The sequence below is a fragment of the Pseudomonas asgharzadehiana genome (assembly GCF_019139815.1).
Lineage (GTDB): Bacteria > Pseudomonadota > Gammaproteobacteria > Pseudomonadales > Pseudomonadaceae > Aquipseudomonas > Aquipseudomonas asgharzadehiana.
On sequence record NZ_CP077079.1, the window covers coordinates 5,783,951 to 5,806,231 of the forward strand.

Here is a 22,281-nt window from a genome sequence, read left to right on the forward strand (position 1 = left end):
TGTTATGAGTAAAGCTGATGCTTTCACGCAGGCGGGTAAAACCGCCGTGTTGCAGAACATCCACGGCACCCTGCAATTCCTGCAACGCTTCCCCCCGTTCAACCAGATGGAAAACGCGCACCTGGCGTTTCTGGTCGAGCAGTGCCAGTTACGCTTTTTCGGCCCCGGCGAGAGCATTCTCAAGCCGTCCGGGGGACCGGTGGAGCACTTTTATATCGTCAAGCAAGGTCGTGTGGTGGGCGAGCGACCGGACTCGGAGCACACCACCTTCGAAATCACCACCGGCGAATGTTTCCCCCTCGCCGCGCTCCTGGGTGAACGCGCCACGCGCACCGAGCACAAGGCCGCCGAAGACACCTTCTGCCTGCAACTGAACAAACCGGCCTTTATCAAGCTGTTTGCCCTCTCCAGCCCGTTTCGCGACTTTGCCCTGCGCGGCGTCAGCAGCCTGCTGGACCAGGTCAACCAGCAGGTGCAGCAAAAGGCCGTGGAAACCCTCGGCACGCAATACTCCTTGAACACCCGCCTGGGCGAATTGGCCATGCGCCACCCGGTCACGTGCAACCCGGACACACCGCTGCGCGAAGCGGTGACGCTGATGCACGAGCAGCAAGTGGGCAGCATCGTGATCGTCGACGAACACAAGGCGCCACTGGGCATTTTCACCTTGCGCGACCTTCGCCAGGTGGTGGCCGATGGCACCGGCGATTTCAGCCAGCCGATCGCCGCGCACATGACCCAGGCGCCGTTCTTCCTGACGCCGGATCACAGCGCGTTCGACGCCGCCATCGCCATGACCGAGCGGCATATCGCCCATGTGTGTCTGGTCAAGGACCAGCGCTTGTGTGGCGTGGTGTCCGAACGCGACCTGTTTTCCCTGCAGCGCGTCGACCTGGTGCACCTGGCCCGCACCATCCGCAATGCGCCACGGGTAGAGCACCTGGTGGCGCTGCGCGGCGAGATCGGCCAATTGGTGGAACGCATGCTGGCCCATGGCGCGTCGTCCACCCAGATCACCCACATCATTACGCTGCTCAACGATCACACCGTGTGCCGGGTGATCGAGCTGAGCCTTGCCGAAAAAGGCGACCCTGGCGTGCCGTTCAGTTGGTTGTGTTTCGGCAGCGAAGGCCGTCGTGAGCAGACGCTGTACACCGACCAGGACAACGGCATTCTGTTCGAAGCCAAGGATGCGGTGGAAGCCGCCGAGATCCGCGGGCGCCTGCTGCCCCTGGCGCAGCAGATCAACCAGAGCCTGGCACTGTGCGGGTTCAGCCTGTGCAAGGGCAATATCATGGCCGGCAACCCCGAGTTGTGCTTGTCGCGGGCCGAATGGGCGCGACGCTTTGCGGCGTTTATTCGCGAAGCGACGCCGGAGAACCTGCTGGGTTCAAGCATCTATTTCGACCTGCGCGTGGTGTGGGGCGACGAACACGGCTGCGAGCAGTTGCGCCAAGGCATCCTGGACCAGGTGGCGGACAACCGGCTGTTCCAGCGCATGCTCGCCGAGAACGCCTTGCGCCAGCGCCCGCCGGTGGGCCGCTTCCGTGAATTTGTGCTGACGCGCAAAGGCAGCGAAAAGGCCACGCTGGACCTCAAGGTGCAAGGCCTCACACCGTTTGTCGACGGCGCGCGCCTGCTGGCCCTGGCCAATGGCATCCGTGCCAACAACACCCTGGAGCGCCTGCGCCAGTTGGTGATCAAGGAAGTCATCGAACCGCTGGACGGCGCCGCCTATGAAGAGGCGTACCACTTTATCCAGCAAACCCGCATGCAACAGCACCAACTGCAAACCCGCGAGAACCAGCCGTATTCCAACCGCGTCGACCCCGACAGCCTTAACCATCTGGACCGGCGCATCCTGCGTGAATCCCTGCGCCAGGCCCAACGCCTGCAAAGCAGCCTGACCTTGCGGTACCAACTGTGAGCCTGTTCAGTTGGTTGCGCACAACCAAACCCAGGCTGGATGCGGCGCAACAGCGGCGCCTGGAGCAACTGCCCAAGCCCATCGCCTTGGGCGACAGTGCGTTGCGCACCCAACGCTGGGTGGTGGTGGACCTGGAAACCAGCGGCCTGAACCTCAACCGCGACCAGGTGCTGTCCATCGGCGCGGTGGTGATCGAAGACGGCGCGGTGGATTTTTCCCAGTTGTTCGAACGCACCTTGCAGCGCACCGACACCAAACTCAGCCCCAGTGTGCTGATCCACGGCCTGGGCCCCAGCGCCATCGCCGCCGGCAGCGATCCGGTCGAAGCCTTGCTGGACTTCATGGAGTTTGTCGGCGACAGCCCGCTGCTGGCGTTCCATGCGCCGTTCGATCAGCACATGCTCGGCCGCGCACTCAAGGACAGCCTGGGTTATCGCCTGGCTCATCCGTTCCTCGATGTGGCCGACATCGCCCCGCTGGTGTGCCCCGAGGCGCACATCCGCGAAGCCGGGTTGGACGACTGGATCAAGCATTTCAACCTGCAGGTGGGCGAACGCCATCACGCCAGCGCCGATGCCCTGGCCACAGCCGAGCTGATGCTCATCCTGTTCAGTCGCGCGCGCCGGCACCACATCGACACCCCCCACGCGCTGCACACGCGTTTGAGCCAATGGAAACGGCGTAAACAAGCGCCATCGTTTTAATCTCATCTCCCGACAGACGCCAATTGCGCCCTTCCCACGCCTCTGACACAATCGCGAATAATTCTCGTTAGTTTAAACCTCTTGTTTATTCGGTGATGCCTTGTCGTCGGTCCAGAACCCACACAGTGAGCTTGTTGGCGCGTTGTACCGCGACCATCGTGGCTGGCTGCTGGCCTGGCTGCGACGCAATGTGGCCTGCCCCAGCCGCGCCGAAGACCTGAGCCAGGACACGTTCATGCGCCTGCTCGGCCGTGACGAGTTGCGCGCCCCGCGCGAGCCCCGCGCATTTCTGGTGGCGATCGCCAAAGGCTTGTTGTTCGACTACTTCCGTCGCGCAGCCCTGGAGCAGGCCTACCTCAGCGAATTGATGTTGATCCCGCCCAGCGAACACCCCTCGCCCGAAGAACAACAACTGATCCTCGAAGACCTCAAGGCCATCGACCGCCTGCTCGGCAAACTGTCCAGCAAGGCCCGCGCCGCCTTCCTCTATAACCGCCTCGACGGCCTGGGCCACGCGCAAATCGCCCAGCGCCTGGGGGTATCGGTGCCGCGTGTGCGCCAGTACCTGGCCCAGGGCATTCGCCAGTGCTACATCGCGCTGTATGGCGAGCCGTCGTGAGCATCAGCGGTTCCAAGCCGGTCTCGGCCCGGGTGCTGGACGCGGCGATTGCCTGGCAGCTGTCTCTGGATTCAGGCGACGGCAGCGCCGTGGAGCGCGAAGAGTTCGGCAAATGGCTGGCCAGCAATGAAGAGCACGCCCGTGCCTGGCGCCAGTTGGGCATGCTCGACCAGCGCTTTCGCGTGGCCTCGGGCCCGGCGCGGGCGGCGTTGTTGCAGTCGCGTGAGGGCATCCGCCAGCGTGTGCGCAAGTTGGGCACCGGCCTTGCCAGTATCGCGCTGGTGTGCGGCTTGGCGTTGTTCGCCGGCGAACGCTACGTACCGATCCACTATTGGCTGGCCGACCAGCGCACCGCCACCGGCGAGCAGCGCACGCTGAAACTGGCCGATGGCACCCGGATCAACCTCAATACCCATAGCGCCATCGACGTGCGTTTTGATGAGCAACGCCGGCTGATTGTGTTGCAGGAAGGCGAAATCTTCGTCGAGACCGGCCACAACGATGCGCGCCCGTTCTACGTGCAGACCCGCGACGGTAGCCTGCGGGCGCTGGGCACACGGTTTATCGTCAAGCGCGAAGACGACGCCACGCGCTTGAGCGTCCTGCAATCGGCGGTGGCGGCGCAACCACAGGCCTTGCACCAGGAACAGGTGTTCAAGGAAGGCCAGCAAGTGCTGATGCGCAGCGATGGCCTTGGCCCTGCGCTTGCCGTCACCCCCGCCACAGACGCCTGGACCCGCGGCATGCTGGTGGTCGACAACGCCCGTCTGGAGGATGTGGTCGAGGAGCTCAGCCGCTACCGCAGCGGTTATTTGGCTGTGGATAAAAACGTGGCCGACCTGCGCATCACCGGCAGCTTCCCGCTGCACGACACCACCCTGGCGCTCAACGCCCTGCTGCCCACCCTGCCGGTGCGCATCGAGCAACACACACCGTGGTGGGTGGTGGTCAAAGGTAAGCCTTAGGTTTTCCGGCGCCTGGGCTATCGCTATCGGGGGCAAGCCCCCTCCCACATTTTGATGTGTGTGGGAGGGGCTTGCCCCCGATGAGCCCCTCAAACACACCACAAAAAAATTTCACCCTGCCCTATCACTTTTCGCTTCTCGTTCGGCACCTAGGCAATTGAGAAATATTTTCACTCAGGAGCCGCCCATGTCCCGCACGCTAGACACCTTGTTGCGCCCCAGCCTGTTAGCCGTGGCCATTGCCCTCAGCGCCCCGCTGGCCAGCACCGTGCTGTTCGCCGCCGAACAAGCCTCAAGCGTGCGCGCCTACAACCTGCCGGCGGCGCCCCTGGCGACCACGCTGAACCAGATCGCCAGCCAGGCCGGCCTGGCACTGACCCTCAACCCGGCGCTGGCGTCGGGCAAGACCTCGGCACCGGTCCAGGGCCAGTTTGATGCACCGGGCGCGCTGCGTGAGGCCCTGCACGGCACAGGCTTGCAACTGGAGCAGAGCAGCGCCGGGACGTTCAGCCTGGTGGCGGTTCCGGAGGGTGCGCTGGCGCTACCCACCACCAGCATCACTGGCCAGGACAGCTATGAAAGCGCCTGGGGCCCGGTCGACGGTTACCTGGCCAAGCGCACCGCCGCCGGCACCAAGACCGACACCGCGCTGGTCGAAGCACCCCGCTCGATCTCCATCGCCACCCGCGAACAAATGCAGGACCGCAACGTGCAAAACCTGGATGACGCGGTGAAGTACATGCCCGGCATCGTCTCCGCCAGCTACGGCAGCGATACCCGTTATGACTGGATGCGCGTACGCGGCTTCGAACCCACCCAATTCCTCGACGGCCTGCCACTGCCTCGTGGCGTGTACGCCAACCCGAAAGCCGAAACCTGGAACCTCGACCGCCTCGCCCTGCTGCGTGGCCCGGCGTCATCGGTGTACGGCCAGACCCCGCCGGGAGGCCTGCTGGACATGGTCAGCCGCCGTCCCAGCGCCGAGCAGAGCAGTGCCATCCAGGTGCAATACGGCAGCGACAACTATCGCCAGATCAACTTTGCCAGCACCGGCAAGATCGATGACGAAGGCCAGTTTCTCTATGGCCTCAGCGGCGTGGTGCGTGATGCGGGCACCCAGGTCGATCACATCGACAACAAGCGCTACAACCTTGCACCGAGCCTGACCTGGAATATCGACCCGGATACCCAGCTGACTTTCCTGTCGCAGTTCACGCGCGACGATACCGGTACCACCAGCCAGTTCCTGCCGATCCAGGGCACCAAGATCAAGTCGCCGCTGGGCGAGGTGTCACATCACAAGAACCTGGGCGACCCGGACTACGAATACTACGACCGCACCTACTACGCGCTGGGCTATGCCTTTGAGCATCGCTTCAACGATACGTGGCAGTTCAAGCAGAACCTGCGCTACACCAAATCGGACCTGTCGTTCCAGCAGTTGACCGTGGGTTCCTACGCGTTCTCACAGGCGGACGCGGCGGGCAATATCACCCGCTCCACCACCAACGTTGACGAGGACATCAGCCAGTTCGCGGTGGACAACCATTTCCAGGCTGACTTCGCGACCGGTGACATCCTGCACACCCTGCTGCTGGGCCTGGATCACCAGCGCACCGACACGTCCTATCGGGCGATATTCGGCACTGCGTCAGGGACCAATATTTTCAACCCGATCAATACCCAGCCAACCCTGCGCCCCACCGATGTCCGGCCGTTTTACGACTACAACCAGACAACCGTGCAAACCGGCCTCTACGTTCAGGATCAGATGGCCCTGGACCAGTGGCGTCTGACGCTGGGCGGTCGTGAAGACTGGGTGCATCAGGGCACTACTTACTTCAATGACAGCGATGCGACCAACACTGACCGCATCAAACACTTCAGTGGCAACGCGGCACTTAGCTATGTGTTCGACTCGGGCTTCGTGCCTTACTTGTCCTACGCCGAGTCGTTCCAACCGGCGAGCAACGCCGATACCAATGCGCTCACCACGTTTAAACCGACCGAAGGCAAACAATGGGAACTGGGGGTCAAGTACCAGCCGCCCGGCAGCAATACGCTGTTGAGCGCGGCCGTCTATGACCTGACCCAGAAGAACGTGCAGGTGACCACCATCGGCCCAGGGGGCCAGCAAATCAACAGCCAGACTGGCGAAGTGAAAGTCAAAGGCCTGGAACTGGAAGCGGTCTCCGATGTGACCGAGAACCTCAAGGTCATCGCCGCGTACACCTTGGCCAAGTCCGAGGTGCAAAAAGGCATCAACCAAGGCAACCGTCTGCAATTGATGCCCAACCAGCAAGCCTCGCTGTGGACCGACTACACCTGGCACACCGGCATCCTCGACGGCTTTGGCATCGGCTTCGGCGCCCGCTATACCGGCAACACCTACGGCGACCAGGCCAATACCTGGCTGGGCAAGGCCAACGCCTACACCGTGTTCGACGGCGCGGTGCACTACGACCTCGGCCGCCTCGACAACAACCTGAAGGGCGCGTCGGTGAAGGTGAACGCCACCAACCTGTTCAACAAGGATTACCTGTCCACCTGTGATGGCAACTACTGCTACTTCGGCGACCAACGCAGCGTCGTCGCCAGCGCCACCTACCAGTGGTAAATGGCCAAGGCTAGAACATGAAAAGCAAAACCATCCGCCGCTGGTCCTTCATCCACACCTGGACCAGCCTGATCTGCACGCTGTTCCTGCTGCTGCTCGCCCTCACCGGCCTGCCGCTGGTGTTTCACCATGAGATCGATCACCTGCTGGGCAACGAGCCCGAACTGGCGCGGATGCCCGCCGATACGCCGCAGCTCAACCTTGAGCAACTGGTGGCCAAGGCCCAGGCCCAACGCCCCGGCGAGGCGCTGCAGTACTTGGCCTGGGACGAGGATGACAAGAACGGCGTGATCGCAATCATGGCCGCCACCGCCGGCACCGAGCCCAATGCGTCCCATACCTTCATGCTCGATGCGCGCACCGGCGAGTCGGTGCCAATGCCGGCGGCCAACGGCGGCTTCACGCTGTTCCTGCTGCGCTTGCATGTGGATATGTTTGCCGGGCTGCCGGGCAAGTTATGGCTGGCGTTCATGGGTGTTCTGTTTGTGCTCGCGATGATCTCCGGCACCGTGCTGTACCTGCCGTTCATGCGCCGCTTGAAGTTCGCCACCGTGCGCCGGGACAAGTCCACCCGCCTGCGCTGGCTCGACCTGCATAACCTGATCGGCGTGGTCACGCTGACCTGGGCGCTGGTGGTGGGCGTGACCGGCGTGATCAGCGCCTGCGCCGACCTGATCATCGCCGCCTGGCGCCAGGACAGCCTCAGCGCGATGATCGCGCCCTACACAAACGCCCCGCCACTGACCCAACGCGCACCCGCCAGCGACCTGCTGAGCATCGCCGCCAAGGCGGCGCCCGGCATGCAGCCGGACTTCATTGCCTTCCCCGGCACGCGCTTTTCCAGCGAGCATCACTACGCCGTATTCATGAAAGGCGGCACCCACCTGACGTCGCATTTGCTCACCCCGGTGCTGATCGATGCCCGCACCCTGGCTGTCACCGCCATCGCCGAACGGCCGTGGTACATGGACGCCATGGGCCTGTCCCAGCCGCTGCACTTTGGTGACTACGGCGGCATGCCGATGAAGATCCTGTGGGCGGTGCTGGACGTGCTGACCATCATCGTGCTCGGCAGTGGCGTTTACCTGTGGATCGCGCGGCGCAAGGCGGGCAAGGCATGAAGCCGCGCCAGTCGAACTTCTGGAAGGTGTTTGGCCTGCCGCTGGGGGTTGGCCTGCTCAGCGCCGCCGGGCTGTGCGCGGCGTTGCTGGGGGATGGGCTGTGGGATTCGCTCAGTTGGGTGGGGTTGGGCGTGCCTGCTGTGATAGGCGTTTGGGGGTTGTTCAAGCGGCGCGCAACCCTCTAGGCTAGCCACAGCCCATTGAGAGGAATGCCCATGTCCGCGCCCAGCATGACCTTGTTCCACAACCCCGCTTCACCGTTCGTGCGCAAAGTCCGCGTGTTGCTGCTCGAAACCGGCCAGCAGGACCGCGTGGGCCTGCACGCCTGCGTGCCGACCCCGGTAACCCCGGATGCCCAGGTGATACAAGGCAACCCCGTGGGCAAGATCCCCGCCCTGCGCCTGGCCGACGGCAGCGTGCTGCACGACAGCCGGGTGATCCTGGATTACTTCGACCACCAGCACGTCGGCAACCCACTGATCCCCCGCGACGGCTCGGCGCGCTGGCGTCGCCTGACCCTGGCCTCCATGGCCGACGGCATCATGGACGCCGCCGTGCTGGTACGTTACGAAACCGCCCTGCGCCCGGTGGAAAAACACTGGGACCAGTGGCTCGACGAACAGCGCAACAAGATCAACCGCACCCTCGCCGAGCTGGAGCAGGACGCCATTGCCGAACTGGCCAGCCATTTCGACATCGCCGCCATCAGCGTGGCCTGCGCCTTGGGTTACCTGGATTTTCGCCATCCGGACATGCCCTGGCGGTCGGCCAACCCACAGCTTGCCGCCTGGTACGCGGAGGTCAGCCAGCGGCCTTCGATGCAGCAGACCCAGCCGCCGATCTGACATTCACGCCCAGCCAATGTGAGAGGGGGCTTGCCACAGTGGGCGATGGTGGTCGTGAGGAAGGTGACGATCCTTGCGGCCAACTGCGCCCCCTCTTGCTGATCCTCGCGCAACCCGATCATTGCACTGCCTCCAGATCAAACGCCAACGGTTCAACCCCCTTGCGCTTGCCCACGCCATACCAATCGAGCTTACGTGTCAGCACCATCACCGTGCCCAGCAGGCCGAACAGCAACAGCGAGCCCATCAGCAACGCATAGTCCTCGGCGCTCAACAGCCCGTACAACAAGCCATACAACGCCGCCAACCCCGCCGAGAACCCCAGGCCACGGGTCACGCTGCGCAGCACATGGCACACGTAAAACCCGATCAGCAACACGCAGGCACTCGCCGAGATCAGGTACGCCAAGGCAAACCCCAGGTGCTCGGACAACGACAACAGCAACAGGTAGAAAAACGCCAGGGCCACCCCCACCAGTGCATATTGAATCGGGTGTACCGCCAGGCTCTTGAGCACTTCGAACAGGAAGAAGCCGGCAAAGGTCAGGGCGATAAACAGCAGCGCATATTTGATCGCGCGGTCGCTCTTGAGGTACTGGTCCACCGGGTCGATGAAGTTCACGCCGAAGCTGCGGCTGTTGAAGTCATCACAGCCTTGTGCGTCCAGGCAGGTTTGCAGGGCTTGTTCGAGGTTGGTTGAGAAGAACGAGGTCTGCCAGTTGGCCGTAAACCCCTTCTCGTCGATCGCCCGTTGTGTCGGCAGAAAGTTGCCGATAAAGCTGGGGTGCGGCCAGTTGGAGGCCAGTGACACCTGGCTGGTCTTGCCCACCGGCACCACTTGCAGTTGCTCGGTGCCTTGCAGGCGCAGGTCAAAGGCGAAGTCCACCACGGCCGGTTTTTTACTGTCCAGCTCGGGCAGCGCCACGTGCACGCCTTCGCCCAGCCAATCCACTTGAGAGCCCGGCGAGAACTCCAGGCGCTGGCTGCCAAGCTCAAGGTTCAGTGAGTTTTCAATGCCGCGAATGTCGCTGATACCCACCGCCAGAAAGGCCGGTTCGAAGCGGTAGTCGGCAAAGTTTTCAGTGATCCCCAACTGTGCAGGCAGCTCGAAACGCCCCGCGATGCGGTTATCGGCATGAAACAACCGCGCCTGGTAAATGCCGCGTGCGCGCAGTTCGGTCTGCACCTTGCCGTCGAGTTCAAAACGGTCCGGCAGGAAGTACAGGCGGCCGCGCTCTTCACGGGTGACCTCGTAGCGCTTGTTGAGCTTTTCATTAAGCTTCCACTCACGCACGGTCTTGCGATACGGCACCACCATCACCGGCCCGGTAATACGTTGGGCGTAACTGGAGCTGCGCGCGATGTCCATCAATACGCCGTCGCGCAGTTGCTGGCGGTCGCTGATGATGCCGTTGATCATCAGCAACGGAATCAGCAACAGCAGGATCAGCAGCGCAATCGCGCCAAGTTTGAAAAGCAGGCTGCGGTTCATGGGTCTCTCCCTGTTTTGATGAGGGCAGAGTGAGCCGCGCATGTGGGTGTTTTATGTGGGCAATGTGGAGACTGTGTGGAGATGCAGCACCACCTGCACGCCGCCCGGCACATTGCCGATCTGCAACGCGCCGCCGTGCAGCTTCATCACCTCTTCGACAAAATTGAGGCCCAGGCCCGTGCTTTTGCGCCCGCTCGCGGGGCGTGGCAGCGAATAAAAACGTTCGCTCAGGCGCGGCAATGCATAGTCGGGAATCGGTGCGGCCTGGTTGAACAGGCTAACCTGCACATCGTTGTGCAGCGTCTGCGCACTGAACTTCAACAGACCGCCGGGCGGTGTGAAGTCCAGGGCGTTTTCCAGCAGGTTGCCCAGGGCCTGGCGCAGCAGGAAGGGTTCGCCGAACACCTTCACGTCAGCCGCAATCGCCTGCTCCACACGCAGCCCAGCCCCTTCGATTCGTGCGCATTGAGCCTTGAGCACCGCGTCGACCAAGGCACCCAGCGCGATGCTCGACTGCTCTTCCAACCCCTGGCGCTGCTCCACCTGCGCCAGGTTCAGCAGGCGCTCGATCAACTGTTGCAGGCGCGCACTCTCACTGTCGATATTGCCGACAAAGCGCTGCTGCTGCTCGCGGCTCATATCGCCCTGCAGCAGTTCCGCCGCGCCACGGATCGCGGCCAATGGGCTTTTCAGCTCGTGGGTCAGGGTGTGCACGTAATGTTCGACGTAGGCCTTGCCCTCCAGTTGCGTGCGCATGTGCTCCACCGCCGTGGATAACTGCTTCAACTCACCGCCGCGATAATGCGGCAACTCGGCCCGTCGCCCCTCGCTGACCGCTTCGGCGTAGGCGGTCAGGCGTCGCAAGGCCACGCTCAGCCACCACGACAACAACGCGCCCAACAGCAAACCCAGGATCACCAACCCGGCGCCGTACCACAGCAGGCGCCGCTCAGTGCGGTCGACATAGGGTTGCAACGAGCTGTTGGGCTTGGCCACGGTGACCACGCCGATGATATGGCCGTTGTCGCGGATCGGCGCGCCCACGTGCATCACCGACGACGTGGCGTCATCTGCGTTGCTGCGGGTGGAGCGCGCACCGTATTCGCCGCGCAGGGTCAGGTACACGTCGTTCCATTTGGAGTAGTCCTGGCCCACCGCGTCGCCGCTGGAGTCGAGCAACACCGTGCCCTTGGCGTCGGTCACGTAGATACGGTGATTGACCTGGTTTTTCGGCAGGCCCCAGATGGTCGCGCCCGGCTGACGATTGCCGTAGGCCTTGAGCACCTGCGGCCAGTGGCTTTGGCCAAGGGTGCGGTTCTTCACGTCTTCGCGCAGGATCTCGGCCAGCAGGTTGGCGGTGTCCACCAGGGTTTCTTCGGTGGACTGGCGCACGCCAGGGCGGATCTCCTGCATCACCGTGCTGAGCACGAAGTAACCGGTGAGGCCGATAAACAGCGCGTACACCAGGAAAATCCGCAGCCCCAGGCGCATCAGCTGTTGCTCGGGCTATAGCTGTAGCCGAGGCCGCGATGGGTCTGGATCGGCTCAGCCTGCGCCGCCACGGCCCGCAGTTTGCTGCGCAGGCTTTTGATATGGCTGTCGATATTGCGCTCGTAACCGGCATCGGCCGGCACGCCCACCGCATCCAGCAATTGCTCGCGGCTGAAGACCCGCTCGGGTTGGTCCAGCAGGCTTTGCAGCAGGCGGAATTCGTGACGGGTCAGGTTCAGGGGCTGGCCGCGATAGTGGATCTGCATGCGTTCCAGGTCGACCTGGAACAGCGCCGGCGCGGCACCGGGGCCGACCCGCTTGAGGATCGCCCGCACCCGCGCCGCCACTTCCCGTGGGCTGAACGGCTTGACCACATAATCGTCGGCGCCGATCTCCAGCCCCACCACGCGGTCGATCTCGCCGTCCCGGGCGCTGAGGAACATCACCGGCACTTCACTGAAGCGGCGCAATTGCTTGCAGGTTTCAAAACCGCTGATGTCGGGCAGGCCGATGTCGAGGATGATCAGGTCGGCCGGGGCCTGGCGCTGATGCTCCAACGCCGCCTGGCCAAGGCTCAGCCAGGTGGTGGTGAAGCCCTCGCCTTGCAGGGCGAATATCAGCGTGTCGGCTATCGCCGCTTCGTCTTCGACAATCAGGATGTGGGGCATTTTGGTCCGTCAGCAGTCCGGTTTGTCGGCAGTGTACCGACGAGCCGGGTTTACCGCAGCGCCGAATTCACGCAGGGCCTTGGCGCCGATCAGCAGCGGGTAGTTGAAGCTGCTGCGGTCGGTGAGGTTGACCTCGACGGTGCGCTTGACGTTGCCCAGGCACATTTCCAGGTCGACCACCGGGCGCTTGGTCACGCTGGCCTCGTCCTTGTCGTCGTCTTCGTCGGCGCGGCTCTTGATCTTGCTGATGCGCGACACCTTGTGTTCGTAGACCTTGTTGGACGCGTCCTTGCCACCGAGACGGAAGCGCACCCAGTCATCGCCATCACGGGTGAAGGTTTCGATGTCACGGGCCGACAGCGAGGCGGTCAGCGCGCCGGTGTCCATCTTGGCCTTGAAGGTTTCGCCGATCTCCGGCAACTGGATGTATTCGTAGCGACCGTAGAGGGTCGGCTCGGCGGCCATGACGGGCAGGGCAACCAGGACGAGCGAGGCAAATAGCAGTTTCACGAAGGGATGTCCTCGGAAAGAAGTAGACGGATTCTAGACCGCAAAGGCAGCACTTAGTTAGCTCGCCCGAGCATAACGGGCACCGGGTGAAATATTCGTCCGTCGGTTTGCAATTTGGCCTGCGGGCCCGGCTCTCTTATCATGGCCCGCCCACACCCTTCCAAGAGTTGCTTATGCGCCGCCTGCTCACCGGCTGTCTGGTCACACTGCTGCTGTTACTCAATACGCTGATCCTGATCGGCCCCTTGATGGTGTTCGCCCTGCTCAAGCTGGTGGCACCGGGTCGCTCTCGCGACTACATGTCATGGGCGGTGATGTGGATCGCCGAAACCTGGGCCGAGATCGACAAGGCGATCTTCGCGATGTGCATCCCGACCCAATGGGATATTCGCGGCGGCGAGAACCTGCGTGGCGACACCAGCTACCTGGTGATCAGCAACCACCAGTCCTGGGTGGATATCCCGGCACTGATCCAGGCGCTGAACCGACGCACGCCGTTCTTCAAATTCTTCCTGAAAAAAGAGCTGATCTGGGTACCCTTCCTGGGCCTGGCCTGGTGGGCGCTGGACTACCCCTTCATGAAGCGCTACACCAAGGCGTTCCTGGCCAAATACCCGGAGCTGGCCGGGCAGGACCTGAAGATCACCAAAGCGGCCTGCGAGCTGTTCAAGCGTCAACCGGTCACGGTGGTCAATTACCTGGAAGGCACGCGGTTCAGCGAGGCCAAGCGCAAACAGCAGGGTTCGCCATTCACGCGGTTGCTCAAGCCCAAGGCGGGCGGCGTGGCGTTTGTGCTGGCGGCGATGGGTGAACAGCTGGATGCGATCCTCGACGTCACCGTGGTGTATCCGCAGCAGAAAATTCCGGGTTTCTGGGACTTGATCAGCGGCGCGGTGCCGAAGGTGATCATCGATATCCGCACCCGCGAGCTTGACCCGGCATTGTGGCAAGGGGACTACGAAAATGATCCGGCGTTTCGCCAGACCGTCCAGAACTGGGTCAACCAGCTCTGGCAGGAGAAGGATGCACGCATCCAAGCGTCGCGCGCGGAGTGTATTTAGCTGCCGGTGCCCCAGGCCTGGGCCAACTTGTCCAACACTGAGCTGCTGGTGCCCTGGCTGCCCAGGTAGCTCAGGATCACGGGTGCAAACTGGCTGATCATGCCGCCGTCCATACCCAGAGCGCTGAACGCGGTGTTCAGGTCGTTGGTGTCTTTCACGTTACCCAGCAGGCCATCCAGGCCGCTGGTCTTGCTGCCACCGGTCTGGCCGAGCAAGCCGCTCAAGGCGCCGAGGCTGCCCAGTGCATTGTCGCCGGACAGCTTGTCCAGCCCGGGCACGCTCTTGGCCAGTTGCGAGTAGTCATTACCGCCCAGTTGGTTCTTGGCCAACCCCAGCATCGCGCCCGTGCCGCCGATGGCTTGCTCGGGGGTGACATTCAATTGCGAGGTCAACGCGGTCAACAGGTCGGCCGTCTCGGACGACGGCGCAGCGGCAGCGGCTTTATTGTTCCCGCCCTGCATGCCGGCAATGGCGTTCGCCGCATCGCCAAGGCTGAAGCCTGCGGCGAACACCGGGCCGGCGGCCATGGCCAGCAGGCAGGAAAGGGCGAAACCGCGTGAAATCTTCATGGGGACAACCTCTGGATATAGGGCGAAAGCAGGCGTTGGACTGGGTATCCGACACATTGTTCCGGGCCTCTCCAGGCACCACAAAATCCATGTGGGAGGGGGCGTATAGCTCAGCGGTTGCAGGCTAAGCGGCAGACACAAAAAAGGGCGACCCGTAGGCCGCCCTTTTCATTTTTCCGCCGCGTTACGCCGCACTGAACAACCTATGCGGATCAATCACAAACTTCTTCGGCACGCCCGCATCGAACTCGCCATAGCCCCGTGGCGCGTCATCCAGGCTGATCACCTGCACGCCGACGATTTCGGCAATGTTGATGCGGTCCCACATGATCGCCTGCATCAGTTGGCGGTTGTACTTCATCACTGGCGTCTGCCCGGTGTGGAAGCTGTGGGATTTGGCCCAGCCCAGGCCGAAGCGGATGCTCAGGCTGCCCATTTTGGCGGCAGCGTCGACAGCGCCTGGGTCTTCGGTGACGTACAGGCCAGGGATACCGATCTTGCCGGCCACGCGTACCACGCCCATCAATGAGTTGAGCACGGTGGCCGGGGCTTCGGCCTTGACGCCATCGTGGCCGTGGCCGCGCGCTTCAAAACCTACGCAGTCGACGGCGCAGTCCACTTCCGGCTCGCCGAGCAATGCGGCGATCTGTTCGTGCAGCGGGGTATCGGTGGACAGGTCGACCACTTCAAAGCCCTGGGCCTTGGCGTGGGCCAGGCGGATGGAGTTGACGTCACCCACGATCACCACCGCCGCGCCGAGCAGGCGGGCGGAAGCGGCAGCGGCCAGGCCGACCGGGCCGGCACCGGCGATGTACACGGTGCTGCCTGGGCCAACGCCGGCAGTGACGGCGCCGTGGTAGCCGGTGGGGAGAATGTCGGAGAGGCAGGTCAGGTCACGGATTTTCTCCATGGCCTTGTCGCGATCCGGCAGTTTCAGCAGGTTGAAGTCGGCGTACGGCACCAGCACGTATTCGGCCTGGCCGCCGGTCCAGTCACCCATGTCGACGTAGCCGTAGGCACCGCCGGCACGTGCCGGGTTAACGGTGAGGCACACGCCGGTGTGTTGCTCTTTGCACGAACGGCAGCGGCCGCACGCCACGTTGAAGGGTACCGAAACCAGGTCGCCGATTTTCAGGTTTTCGACGTCGCTGCCCTTCTCGATCACTTCACCGGTGATCTCGTGACCGAGCACCAGGCCGGTCTGGGCGGTGGTGCGGCCGCGCACCATGTGTTGGTCGGAGCCGCAGATGTTGGTGGAGACCACGCGCAGGATGACGCCGTGCTCAATCTTCCTGCCACGGGGGTCCTGCATTTTGGGATAGTCGATTTTCTGTACTTCGACCTTGCCGTTGCCGAGATACACGACACCACGATTACCAGACATGCTTTCACCTCGCTGTTGTTTTTATGGAACTGCGTTGCCCTTGGGGCAGCGCGTTAAGTGCTCGGGTACAGATGCTGTTGCTTGTGTTGTTTGTAAGGGCCTCATCGGGGGCTTGCTCCCGATGGCGTCAGTCAGAGCACCACCGTGCGGTTGGCGTTCAAAAACACCCGCCGCTCAATGTGATACCCCACCGCCCGCGCCAATGTCAGCCCTTCGATGTCCCGCCCCTTGGCAATCAGATCCTCGGGATAGTGGCTGTGGTCCACCACCTCCACGCCCTGGGCGATGATCGGGCCTTCGTCCAGATCGTTGTTGATGTAATGCGCGGTGGCGCCCACCAGTTTCACGCCCTTGTTGTATGCCTGGTGGTACGGCTTGGCGCCCTTGAACCCCGGTAGCAACGAGTGGTGGATGTTGATGGCCTTGCCATCGAGCTTTCGGCATAGCTCTGGCGACAGCACTTGCATGTAACGCGCAAGGATCACCAGTTCCGCGCCGGTGTCTTCCACCACTTGCCACACTTGACGCTCCTGGGACGGTTTGTCGTTAGGGTCGAGGGGGAAATGGTAGTAGGGAATCTGGTGCCAGTCGGCCAAAGGTTTGAGATCGGGGTGGTTGGACACCACCGCGACCACGTCCATCGATAGCTGGCCGATGCGCTGACGGTACAGCAGGTCATTCAGGCAGTGATCGGCCTTGGAGACCATGATCACCACTTTTGGCCGGTAGTTCGGCGCCGTCAGCTCGAAGATCATGCCAAAGGCTTCGCCGCGCGTGGCCAGGCCATCGCGGAACGCCTGCTCGTCGAAGCCGTCGGGCTGACGGAATTCCACCCGAATAAAAAACCGGCCAGAGAGGCGGTCATCGAACGAGTGGTGTTCGGTCACATAGCAACCCTGCTCGAACAGGTAGCGGGTAACCGCGTCCACCGTACCGAGCACGCTGGGGCAGTCGGCGGTCAAAATCCATGTATCGGGTGCGCGGCTCATCGGCGATTCCTCAGGCTTGAACGCTCAGGCCAAATTCGGCCGAGGCGTCTTGCAGCCACAACCACCAGTAGTCCGAGAAGCTGCGACGAATCAGCAGTTCCCAGGTGTCTTCAGCGGTGTGACGGATCACCAGTTGCGACTTGGCGAACACCGTGCCCACCGCCTTGCCCACCGGGAAGTTGTTGGGGTGCACGTCGTAGCTGGTGGACTTCATCAGCACATCGCGCACGTTCGGGCCGCTGAGTTCAAGGATCTGCTGGCCGCCACTGACGTTGACGATCTGGATATGCAAGTCACCCAGGGCGGCACGCAGGTTTTGCTCGGCGGCGAACTCTTCACCGCTCGGCACGATCAACAGCCACTCGTCAGGGCCAAGCCATTGCAGGCTGGTGTCGCCTTTGACGATGACGCTCAGTGCGCCGGGCAGTTCGATGCCCAGGGCCTTGTGTACGCCAGCGGCGAACGCGGCGTCATGGCCATCGCCACGAAGGGTCAGGTGACCCAGGAGTTTCTTTTCACGCACCGTTACGCCGGCGTTCTTGCGGCCCTTGCCGACCAGGCTGGCGAGGTCGGCATGGTGCAGCGACGACTCGGCCTTGGCGCCGGAGGTGGGGCGTTGTTGGTAAACATTGGCTGCTGTCATAAAGCACCTGTTTTGAATTCTGTTTTGAGGCTGATGGCCTCATCGGGGGCAAGCCCCCGATGCAGGCAACTCGGTCTATCAGATGTTCTGGCGATCGCCTTTCGGGTCAAAGAACACCGAAGACACAATCTCCGCCTCGATCACGCTGCCATCCGCCTGGGGCGAGAACACCCGCTCACCGATGCGCTTCAAGCCGCCCTTGACCACACCCATGGCAAACGAGTAGCCCAGGGAGTTATGCGCATAGCTTGAGGTAACGTGACCCACCATCTTCATCGGGATCGTCTGCTTCGGATCGAACACCAACTGCGCGCCTTCCGGCAGCCACACGTTCGGGTCGATCGGCTTGAGCCCCACCAACTGCTTACGCTCTTCGCGCACGCAGTCTTCACGGTTCATCCCGCGCCAGCCGATCCACGAGAACGGCTTGGTACGGCCTACGCACCAGCCCATGTTCAGGTCGTCCGGGGTCATCGAGCCGTCGGTGTCCTGGCCGACGATGATGAAGCCCTTCTCGGCCCGCAGCACGTGCATGGTTTCGGTGCCGTACGGGGTCAGGTTGTATTTCTTGCCGGCCTCGACGATTTTTTCCAGCACGCCCATGGCGTAGTCGGCCTGCACGTTCACTTCATACGACAGCTCACCGGTAAACGAGATACGGAACACCCGTGCCGGTACACCGCCCACCAGGCCTTCCTTCCAGGTCATGAACGGGAAGCCGTCCTTGTCCAGGTCGATATCAGTCACTTCACTGAGCAGCTTGCGGCTGTTGGGGCCGGACAACGTCATGGTGGCCCAGTGATCGGTGACCGAGGTGAAGTACACCTTCAGGTCCGGCCATTCGGTCTGTTGGTAGATTTCCAGCCACTGCAGAACGCGCGCCGCGCCGCCGGTGGTGGTGGTCATCAGGAAGTGGTTATCGGCCAGGCAGGCGGTCACACCGTCGTCGAAGACCATGCCGTCTTCCTTGCACATCAGGCCGTAGCGCGCCTTGCCCACATCGAGCTTGGTCCAGGCGTTGGTGTAGATGCGGTTGAGGAACTCGCGGGCATCCGGGCCTTGAATGTCGATCTTGCCGAGGGTGGACGCGTCCAGCAGGCCGACGCTGTCGCGCACCGCCAGGCATTCGCGTTTCACGGCGGCGTGCAGGTCTTCACCGTTACGTGGGAAGTACCACGGGCGTTTCCACTGGCCGACGTCTTCAAACTCGGCGCCGTTCTTCACGTGCCAGGCTTGCAGCGCGGTGTAGCGCACCGGTTCGAAGATGTGCCCACAGTGACGGCCCGCCACCGCGCCGAAGGTTACCGGCGTGTAGTTGGGACGGAACATGGTGGTGCCCATCTGCGGGATGGTCACGTTCAGCGAACGTGCAGCAATCGCCAGGCCGTTGACGTTACCCAACTTGCCCTGGTCGGTGCCGAAGCCCAACGCGGTGTAGCGTTTGACGTGCTCGACCGACTCGAAACCTTCGCGGGTCGCCAGTTCGATGGCGGCCGCGGTGACGTCGTTTTGCAGGTCGACGAATTGCTTGGGCGCACGTGCGGTCGGCTTGTCGTGCGGCACCTGGTAAATCGCCAGGGTCGGCTCTTCCAGCCGGCTCAGGGCCTTTGGCAGGGTCCCTTCGACCGGGGCAAAACCGGCTTCGCTGGCGGCGCGCACGCCGCCTTCAAAACCGTCGGCCAGGGAATCGCCGAGGCCGTAGACGCCATTGATGCCGCCCACGCACACGCGTTTTTGCGGGGCTTCACCGGGTACAAAGCCGAGGATGTCTTCACGCCAGGTCGGCTTGCCACCCAAGTGCGAAGCCAAGTGGACCACCGGGCTGTAGCCGCCGGAGCTGGCGACCAGGTCGCAGTCCAGCCACTCGCCGGGGCTGGTGACTTTGTGTGCCTTGACGTCAATCGCGGCGACACGCGCAGCGCTCACACGCTTGGTGCCACGAGCCTCGACCACAGCGCTGCCGGTGAGGATCCGAATGCCTTTGGCGCGGGCTTCTTCCACCAGCGCGCCGCGTGGGTTGTGGCGCACATCCGCCACCGCCACCACCTGCAGGCCGGCATCCAGCCAGTCCAGCGCAACGCGGTAGGCGTGGTCGTTGTTGGTCGACAGCACCAGTTTTTTACCCGGCGCCACGCCATAGCGACGCACGTAGGTGGAAACCGCGCCGGCCAGCATGTTGCCCGGCACGTCGTTGTTGCCGTACACCAGCGGACGCTCGCACGCACCGGTGGCCAGCACCACACGCTTGGCACGTACACGGTGGATACGCTGACGCACTACGCCGATCGGCGCGCGATCACCGAGGTGGTCGGTGAGGCGCTCGTGAATGGTCAGGAAGTTATGGTCGTGGTAGCCGTTGACGGTGGCGCGGGGCAACAGCACCACGTCCGGCAGGGCTTTGAGTTCAGCGATAACGCTGGCTACCCACTCGGTGGCCGGTTTGCCATCGAGGCTTTCGCGAGAATCGAGCAAGGAACCGCCGAACTCTTCCTGCTCATCGGCGATGATCACACGGGCACCGCTGCGTGCAGCCGCCAGTGCAGCCGCCAAACCCGCAGGGCCTGCGCCCACGACCAGCACGTCGCAGTGACGGTTGAAGTTATCGTAGGTGTCCGGGTCGTTCTCGGTGGGCGAACGGCCCAGGCCCGCCGCCTTGCGGATGTACTTCTCGTAAGTCATCCAGAACGATTGCGGGTACATAAAGGTTTTGTAGTAGAAACCCGGCGGCATCAGCTTGCCGCCGACCTTGCCGAGAATCCCCATCATGTCGTTGTTGACGCTCGGCCAGCCGTTGGTGCTGGTGGCGACGAGGCCCTGGTACAGCGCCTGTTGCGTGGCGCGCACGTTAGGGATTTGCGTGGCTTCGGTGGCGCCGATCTGCAGCACCGCGTTCGGCTCCTCGGCGCCGGCGGCGAAGATACCGCGTGGGCGCGAGTACTTGAAGCTGCGGCCGATGATGTCGACGCCGTTGGCCAGCAGGGCTGCGGCCAGGGTGTCGCCTTCAAAGCCTTTGTAGCTCTGGCCGTTGAAGCTGAAGGTCAGGACTTTATTACGGTCGATCCGGCCACCGTTGGACAGGCGATTGATCTGGCTCATACCTTCTCTCCAGAGGCCTTGGCGGTGAACTGAGGCTTCTCACCGATCTTGTAGGTTTCAAGAATTTCGTAGGTCAGGGTGTCGCGGGTGGCGTTGAAATACTGACGGCAGCCGGCGGCGTGAATCCACAGCTCGTGGTGCAGGCCACGCGGGTTATCGCGAAAGAACATGTAGTCGCCCCACTGCTCGTCGGTGCAGGCATTCGGGTCCAGCGGGCGCGGGATGTGCGCTTGGCCGGCGGCGTGGAATTCCTCTTCGGAGCGCAGTTCGCCACAGTGAGGACAGAAGATATGCAACATAGGGGATTTCTCCTGTTAGTGGGCGACGGCCGCAGCGCCGTGTTCGTCGATCAGCGCACCGTTGTGGAAACGGTCGATGGAAAAAGGTGCGGCCAATGGGTGCATTTCACCCTTGGCCAGGCTGGCGGCAAACACGTTGCCTGAGCCTGGGGTGGCCTTGAAGCCACCGGTGCCCCAACCGCAGTTGAAGAACATGTTCGGCACCGGGGTCTTGGAGATGATCGGGCAGGCGTCCGGCGTGGTGTCGACGATGCCGCCCCACTGGCGGTTCATGCGCACCCGCGACAGCACCGGGAACATCTCGACGATAGCCTGGATGGTGTGCTCGATCACCGGGTACGAACCACGCTGGCCGTAGCCGTTGTAGCCGTCGATACCGGCGCCGATCACCAGGTCGCCCTTGTCGGACTGGCTGATGTAACCGTGCACGGCGTTGGACATGATCACGCTGTCGATGATCGGCTTGATCGGCTCCGACACCAACGCTTGCAGCGGGTGGGATTCGATCGGCAGGCGAAAGCCCGCCAGCGAGGCCATGTGCCCGGAGTTACCGGCGGTGACCACGCCGACGCGCTTGGCGCCGATAAAACCCTTGTTGGTTTCCACACCGATGCACACGCCGTTTTCCTTACGGAACCCGATCACTTCGGTCTGCTGGATCAAGTCCACGCCGAGCGCGTCAGCGGCGCGGGCAAAACCCCAGGCCACGGCATCGTGACGGGCCACGCCGCCGCGCCGTTGCACGGTGGCGCCGAGCACCGGGTAGCGGGTGTTCTTGGAGCAGTCCAGGTACGGGATCTCGTCGGCCACTTGCTTGGCGTTGAGCAGTTCGCCGTCCACGCCGTTGAGGCGGTTGGCGCTCACCCGGCGTTCGGAATCGCGGATGTCCTGCAAGGTGTGGCACAGGTTGTACACGCCACGCTGGGAGAACATCACGTTGTAGTTGAGGTCCTGGGACAGGCCTTCCCACAGTTTCATCGCGTGTTCGTACAGGTGCGCCGACTCATCCCACAGGTAGTTGGAGCGCACGATGGTGGTGTTGCGCGCGGTGTTACCGCCGCCCAACCAGCCTTTTTCGACCACGGCCACGTTGGTGATGCCGTGCTCTTTGGCCAGGTAGTACGCGGTCGCCAGACCATGCCCGCCACCGCCGACGATGACCACGTCGTAGACCTTTTTCGGGGTCGGCGTGCGCCACATCTTCTGCCAGTTTTCGTGATGGCTGAGGGAGTGCTTGAAGAGGCCGAAGCCCGAGTAGCGTTGCATAGTCATTACTCCAAA

20 protein-coding genes are annotated in these 22,281 nt (G+C 62.9%); 9 read left to right on the forward strand and 11 right to left on the reverse strand.

Features of this window, described 5'->3' with window-relative positions:
* Positions 1-4 precede the first annotated feature (4 nt).
* From KSS96_RS26325 to KSS96_RS26360, 8 genes are all read left to right on the forward strand, one after another.
* A complete protein-coding gene (locus KSS96_RS26325; RefSeq protein WP_026067493.1) occupies positions 5-1,927 on the forward strand; it encodes a putative nucleotidyltransferase substrate binding domain-containing protein in 1,923 nt (640 codons plus the stop codon).
* A complete protein-coding gene (locus KSS96_RS26330; RefSeq protein WP_017530763.1) occupies positions 1,924-2,631 on the forward strand; it encodes a 3'-5' exonuclease in 708 nt (235 codons plus the stop codon). Before KSS96_RS26325 ends, KSS96_RS26330 begins: the two co-directional genes overlap by 4 nt.
* Before the next feature lie 100 nt (positions 2,632-2,731).
* Entirely contained in the window at positions 2,732-3,250 is a 519-nt protein-coding gene (locus KSS96_RS26335; RefSeq protein WP_017530762.1) for an RNA polymerase sigma factor, read from the forward strand.
* On the forward strand, positions 3,247-4,215 hold the full coding sequence (locus KSS96_RS26340) for a FecR family protein (RefSeq protein ID WP_065879364.1): 969 nt from the start codon (positions 3,247-3,249) through the stop codon (positions 4,213-4,215). The genes KSS96_RS26335 and KSS96_RS26340 overlap by 4 nt, the downstream gene beginning before the upstream one ends.
* Positions 4,216-4,402: 187 nt before the next feature.
* Positions 4,403-6,832: a TonB-dependent siderophore receptor gene (locus tag KSS96_RS26345; RefSeq protein ID WP_217855488.1), complete on the forward strand. Its 2,430-nt coding sequence runs from the start codon at positions 4,403-4,405 to the stop codon at positions 6,830-6,832.
* Between the two features lie 17 nt (positions 6,833-6,849).
* Positions 6,850-7,953: a PepSY-associated TM helix domain-containing protein gene (locus KSS96_RS26350; protein WP_068935664.1), complete on the forward strand. Its 1,104-nt coding sequence runs from the start codon at positions 6,850-6,852 to the stop codon at positions 7,951-7,953.
* On the forward strand, positions 7,950-8,138 hold the full coding sequence (locus KSS96_RS26355; RefSeq protein WP_017530758.1) for a hypothetical protein: 189 nt from the start codon (positions 7,950-7,952) through the stop codon (positions 8,136-8,138). Before KSS96_RS26350 ends, KSS96_RS26355 begins: the two co-directional genes overlap by 4 nt.
* A 30-nt stretch (positions 8,139-8,168) precedes the next feature.
* A complete protein-coding gene (locus KSS96_RS26360) occupies positions 8,169-8,798 on the forward strand; it encodes a glutathione S-transferase family protein (protein ID WP_017530757.1) in 630 nt (209 codons plus the stop codon).
* 118 nt (positions 8,799-8,916) lie between these two features.
* Here the strand turns inward: KSS96_RS26360 and creD are convergent, their stop codons facing one another.
* From creD to rloA2, 4 genes are read right to left on the reverse strand one after another with little or no spacing between them, the layout of a single operon-like run.
* Entirely contained in the window at positions 8,917-10,290 is a 1,374-nt protein-coding gene (gene creD / locus KSS96_RS26365; protein ID WP_017530756.1) for a cell envelope integrity protein CreD, read from the reverse strand.
* Positions 10,291-10,341: 51 nt separating this feature from the next.
* Positions 10,342-11,781 carry a two-component system sensor histidine kinase CreC gene (gene creC, locus KSS96_RS26370; RefSeq protein WP_017530755.1) on the reverse strand — a complete coding sequence of 480 codons (1,440 nt, stop codon included), beginning with the start codon at positions 11,779-11,781 and terminating at the stop codon, positions 10,342-10,344.
* Positions 11,781-12,449 (reverse strand): two-component system response regulator CreB, encoded by a 669-nt coding sequence (creB, locus tag KSS96_RS26375; RefSeq protein WP_017530754.1) that lies wholly within the window; start codon positions 12,447-12,449, stop codon positions 11,781-11,783. The genes creC and creB overlap by 1 nt, the downstream gene beginning before the upstream one ends.
* Positions 12,450-12,458: 9 nt before the next feature.
* Positions 12,459-12,959, reverse strand: a complete 501-nt coding sequence (gene rloA2, locus KSS96_RS26380; RefSeq protein WP_017530753.1) for a retropepsin-like aspartic peptidase RloA2 — start codon at positions 12,957-12,959, stop codon at positions 12,459-12,461.
* Positions 12,960-13,132: 173 nt separating this feature from the next.
* Between rloA2 and yihG the strand changes: the two genes are divergently transcribed.
* Entirely contained in the window at positions 13,133-14,020 is an 888-nt protein-coding gene (gene yihG, locus KSS96_RS26385; protein ID WP_065879360.1) for a 1-acylglycerol-3-phosphate O-acyltransferase, YihG family, read from the forward strand.
* Here yihG and KSS96_RS26390 read toward each other — a convergent pair.
* The 7 genes from KSS96_RS26390 to KSS96_RS26420 all read right to left on the reverse strand — a co-directional run bounded on the left by KSS96_RS26390 (position 14,017) and on the right by KSS96_RS26420 (position 22,266).
* Positions 14,017-14,589, reverse strand: coding sequence for a DUF2780 domain-containing protein (locus tag KSS96_RS26390; RefSeq protein WP_217855490.1), 573 nt, complete (start codon positions 14,587-14,589; stop codon positions 14,017-14,019). The two genes, yihG and KSS96_RS26390, sit on opposite strands and share 4 nt — an antisense overlap.
* A gap of 184 nt (positions 14,590-14,773) precedes the next feature.
* On the reverse strand, positions 14,774-15,973 hold the full coding sequence (gene fdhA, locus KSS96_RS26395) for a formaldehyde dehydrogenase, glutathione-independent (RefSeq protein WP_068935670.1): 1,200 nt from the start codon (positions 15,971-15,973) through the stop codon (positions 14,774-14,776).
* Between the two features lie 131 nt (positions 15,974-16,104).
* Positions 16,105-16,962: a formyltetrahydrofolate deformylase gene (gene purU / locus KSS96_RS26400; protein ID WP_005792124.1), complete on the reverse strand. Its 858-nt coding sequence runs from the start codon at positions 16,960-16,962 to the stop codon at positions 16,105-16,107.
* Positions 16,963-16,972: 10 nt separating this feature from the next.
* Positions 16,973-17,605, reverse strand: a complete 633-nt coding sequence (locus KSS96_RS26405; protein WP_017530749.1) for a sarcosine oxidase subunit gamma — start codon at positions 17,603-17,605, stop codon at positions 16,973-16,975.
* A 78-nt stretch (positions 17,606-17,683) separates the two neighbouring features.
* Positions 17,684-20,701: a sarcosine oxidase subunit alpha gene (locus KSS96_RS26410; RefSeq protein WP_017530748.1), complete on the reverse strand. Its 3,018-nt coding sequence runs from the start codon at positions 20,699-20,701 to the stop codon at positions 17,684-17,686.
* The gene (locus KSS96_RS26415; RefSeq protein ID WP_017530747.1) at positions 20,698-21,000 is read right to left on the reverse strand and encodes a sarcosine oxidase subunit delta; all 303 of its coding nucleotides are present in this window, start codon (positions 20,998-21,000) and stop codon (positions 20,698-20,700) included. The genes KSS96_RS26410 and KSS96_RS26415 overlap by 4 nt, the downstream gene beginning before the upstream one ends.
* Positions 21,001-21,015: 15 nt before the next feature.
* Positions 21,016-22,266, reverse strand: coding sequence for a sarcosine oxidase subunit beta (locus KSS96_RS26420; RefSeq protein ID WP_010207084.1), 1,251 nt, complete (start codon positions 22,264-22,266; stop codon positions 21,016-21,018).
* Positions 22,267-22,281: the final 15 nt, after the last annotated feature.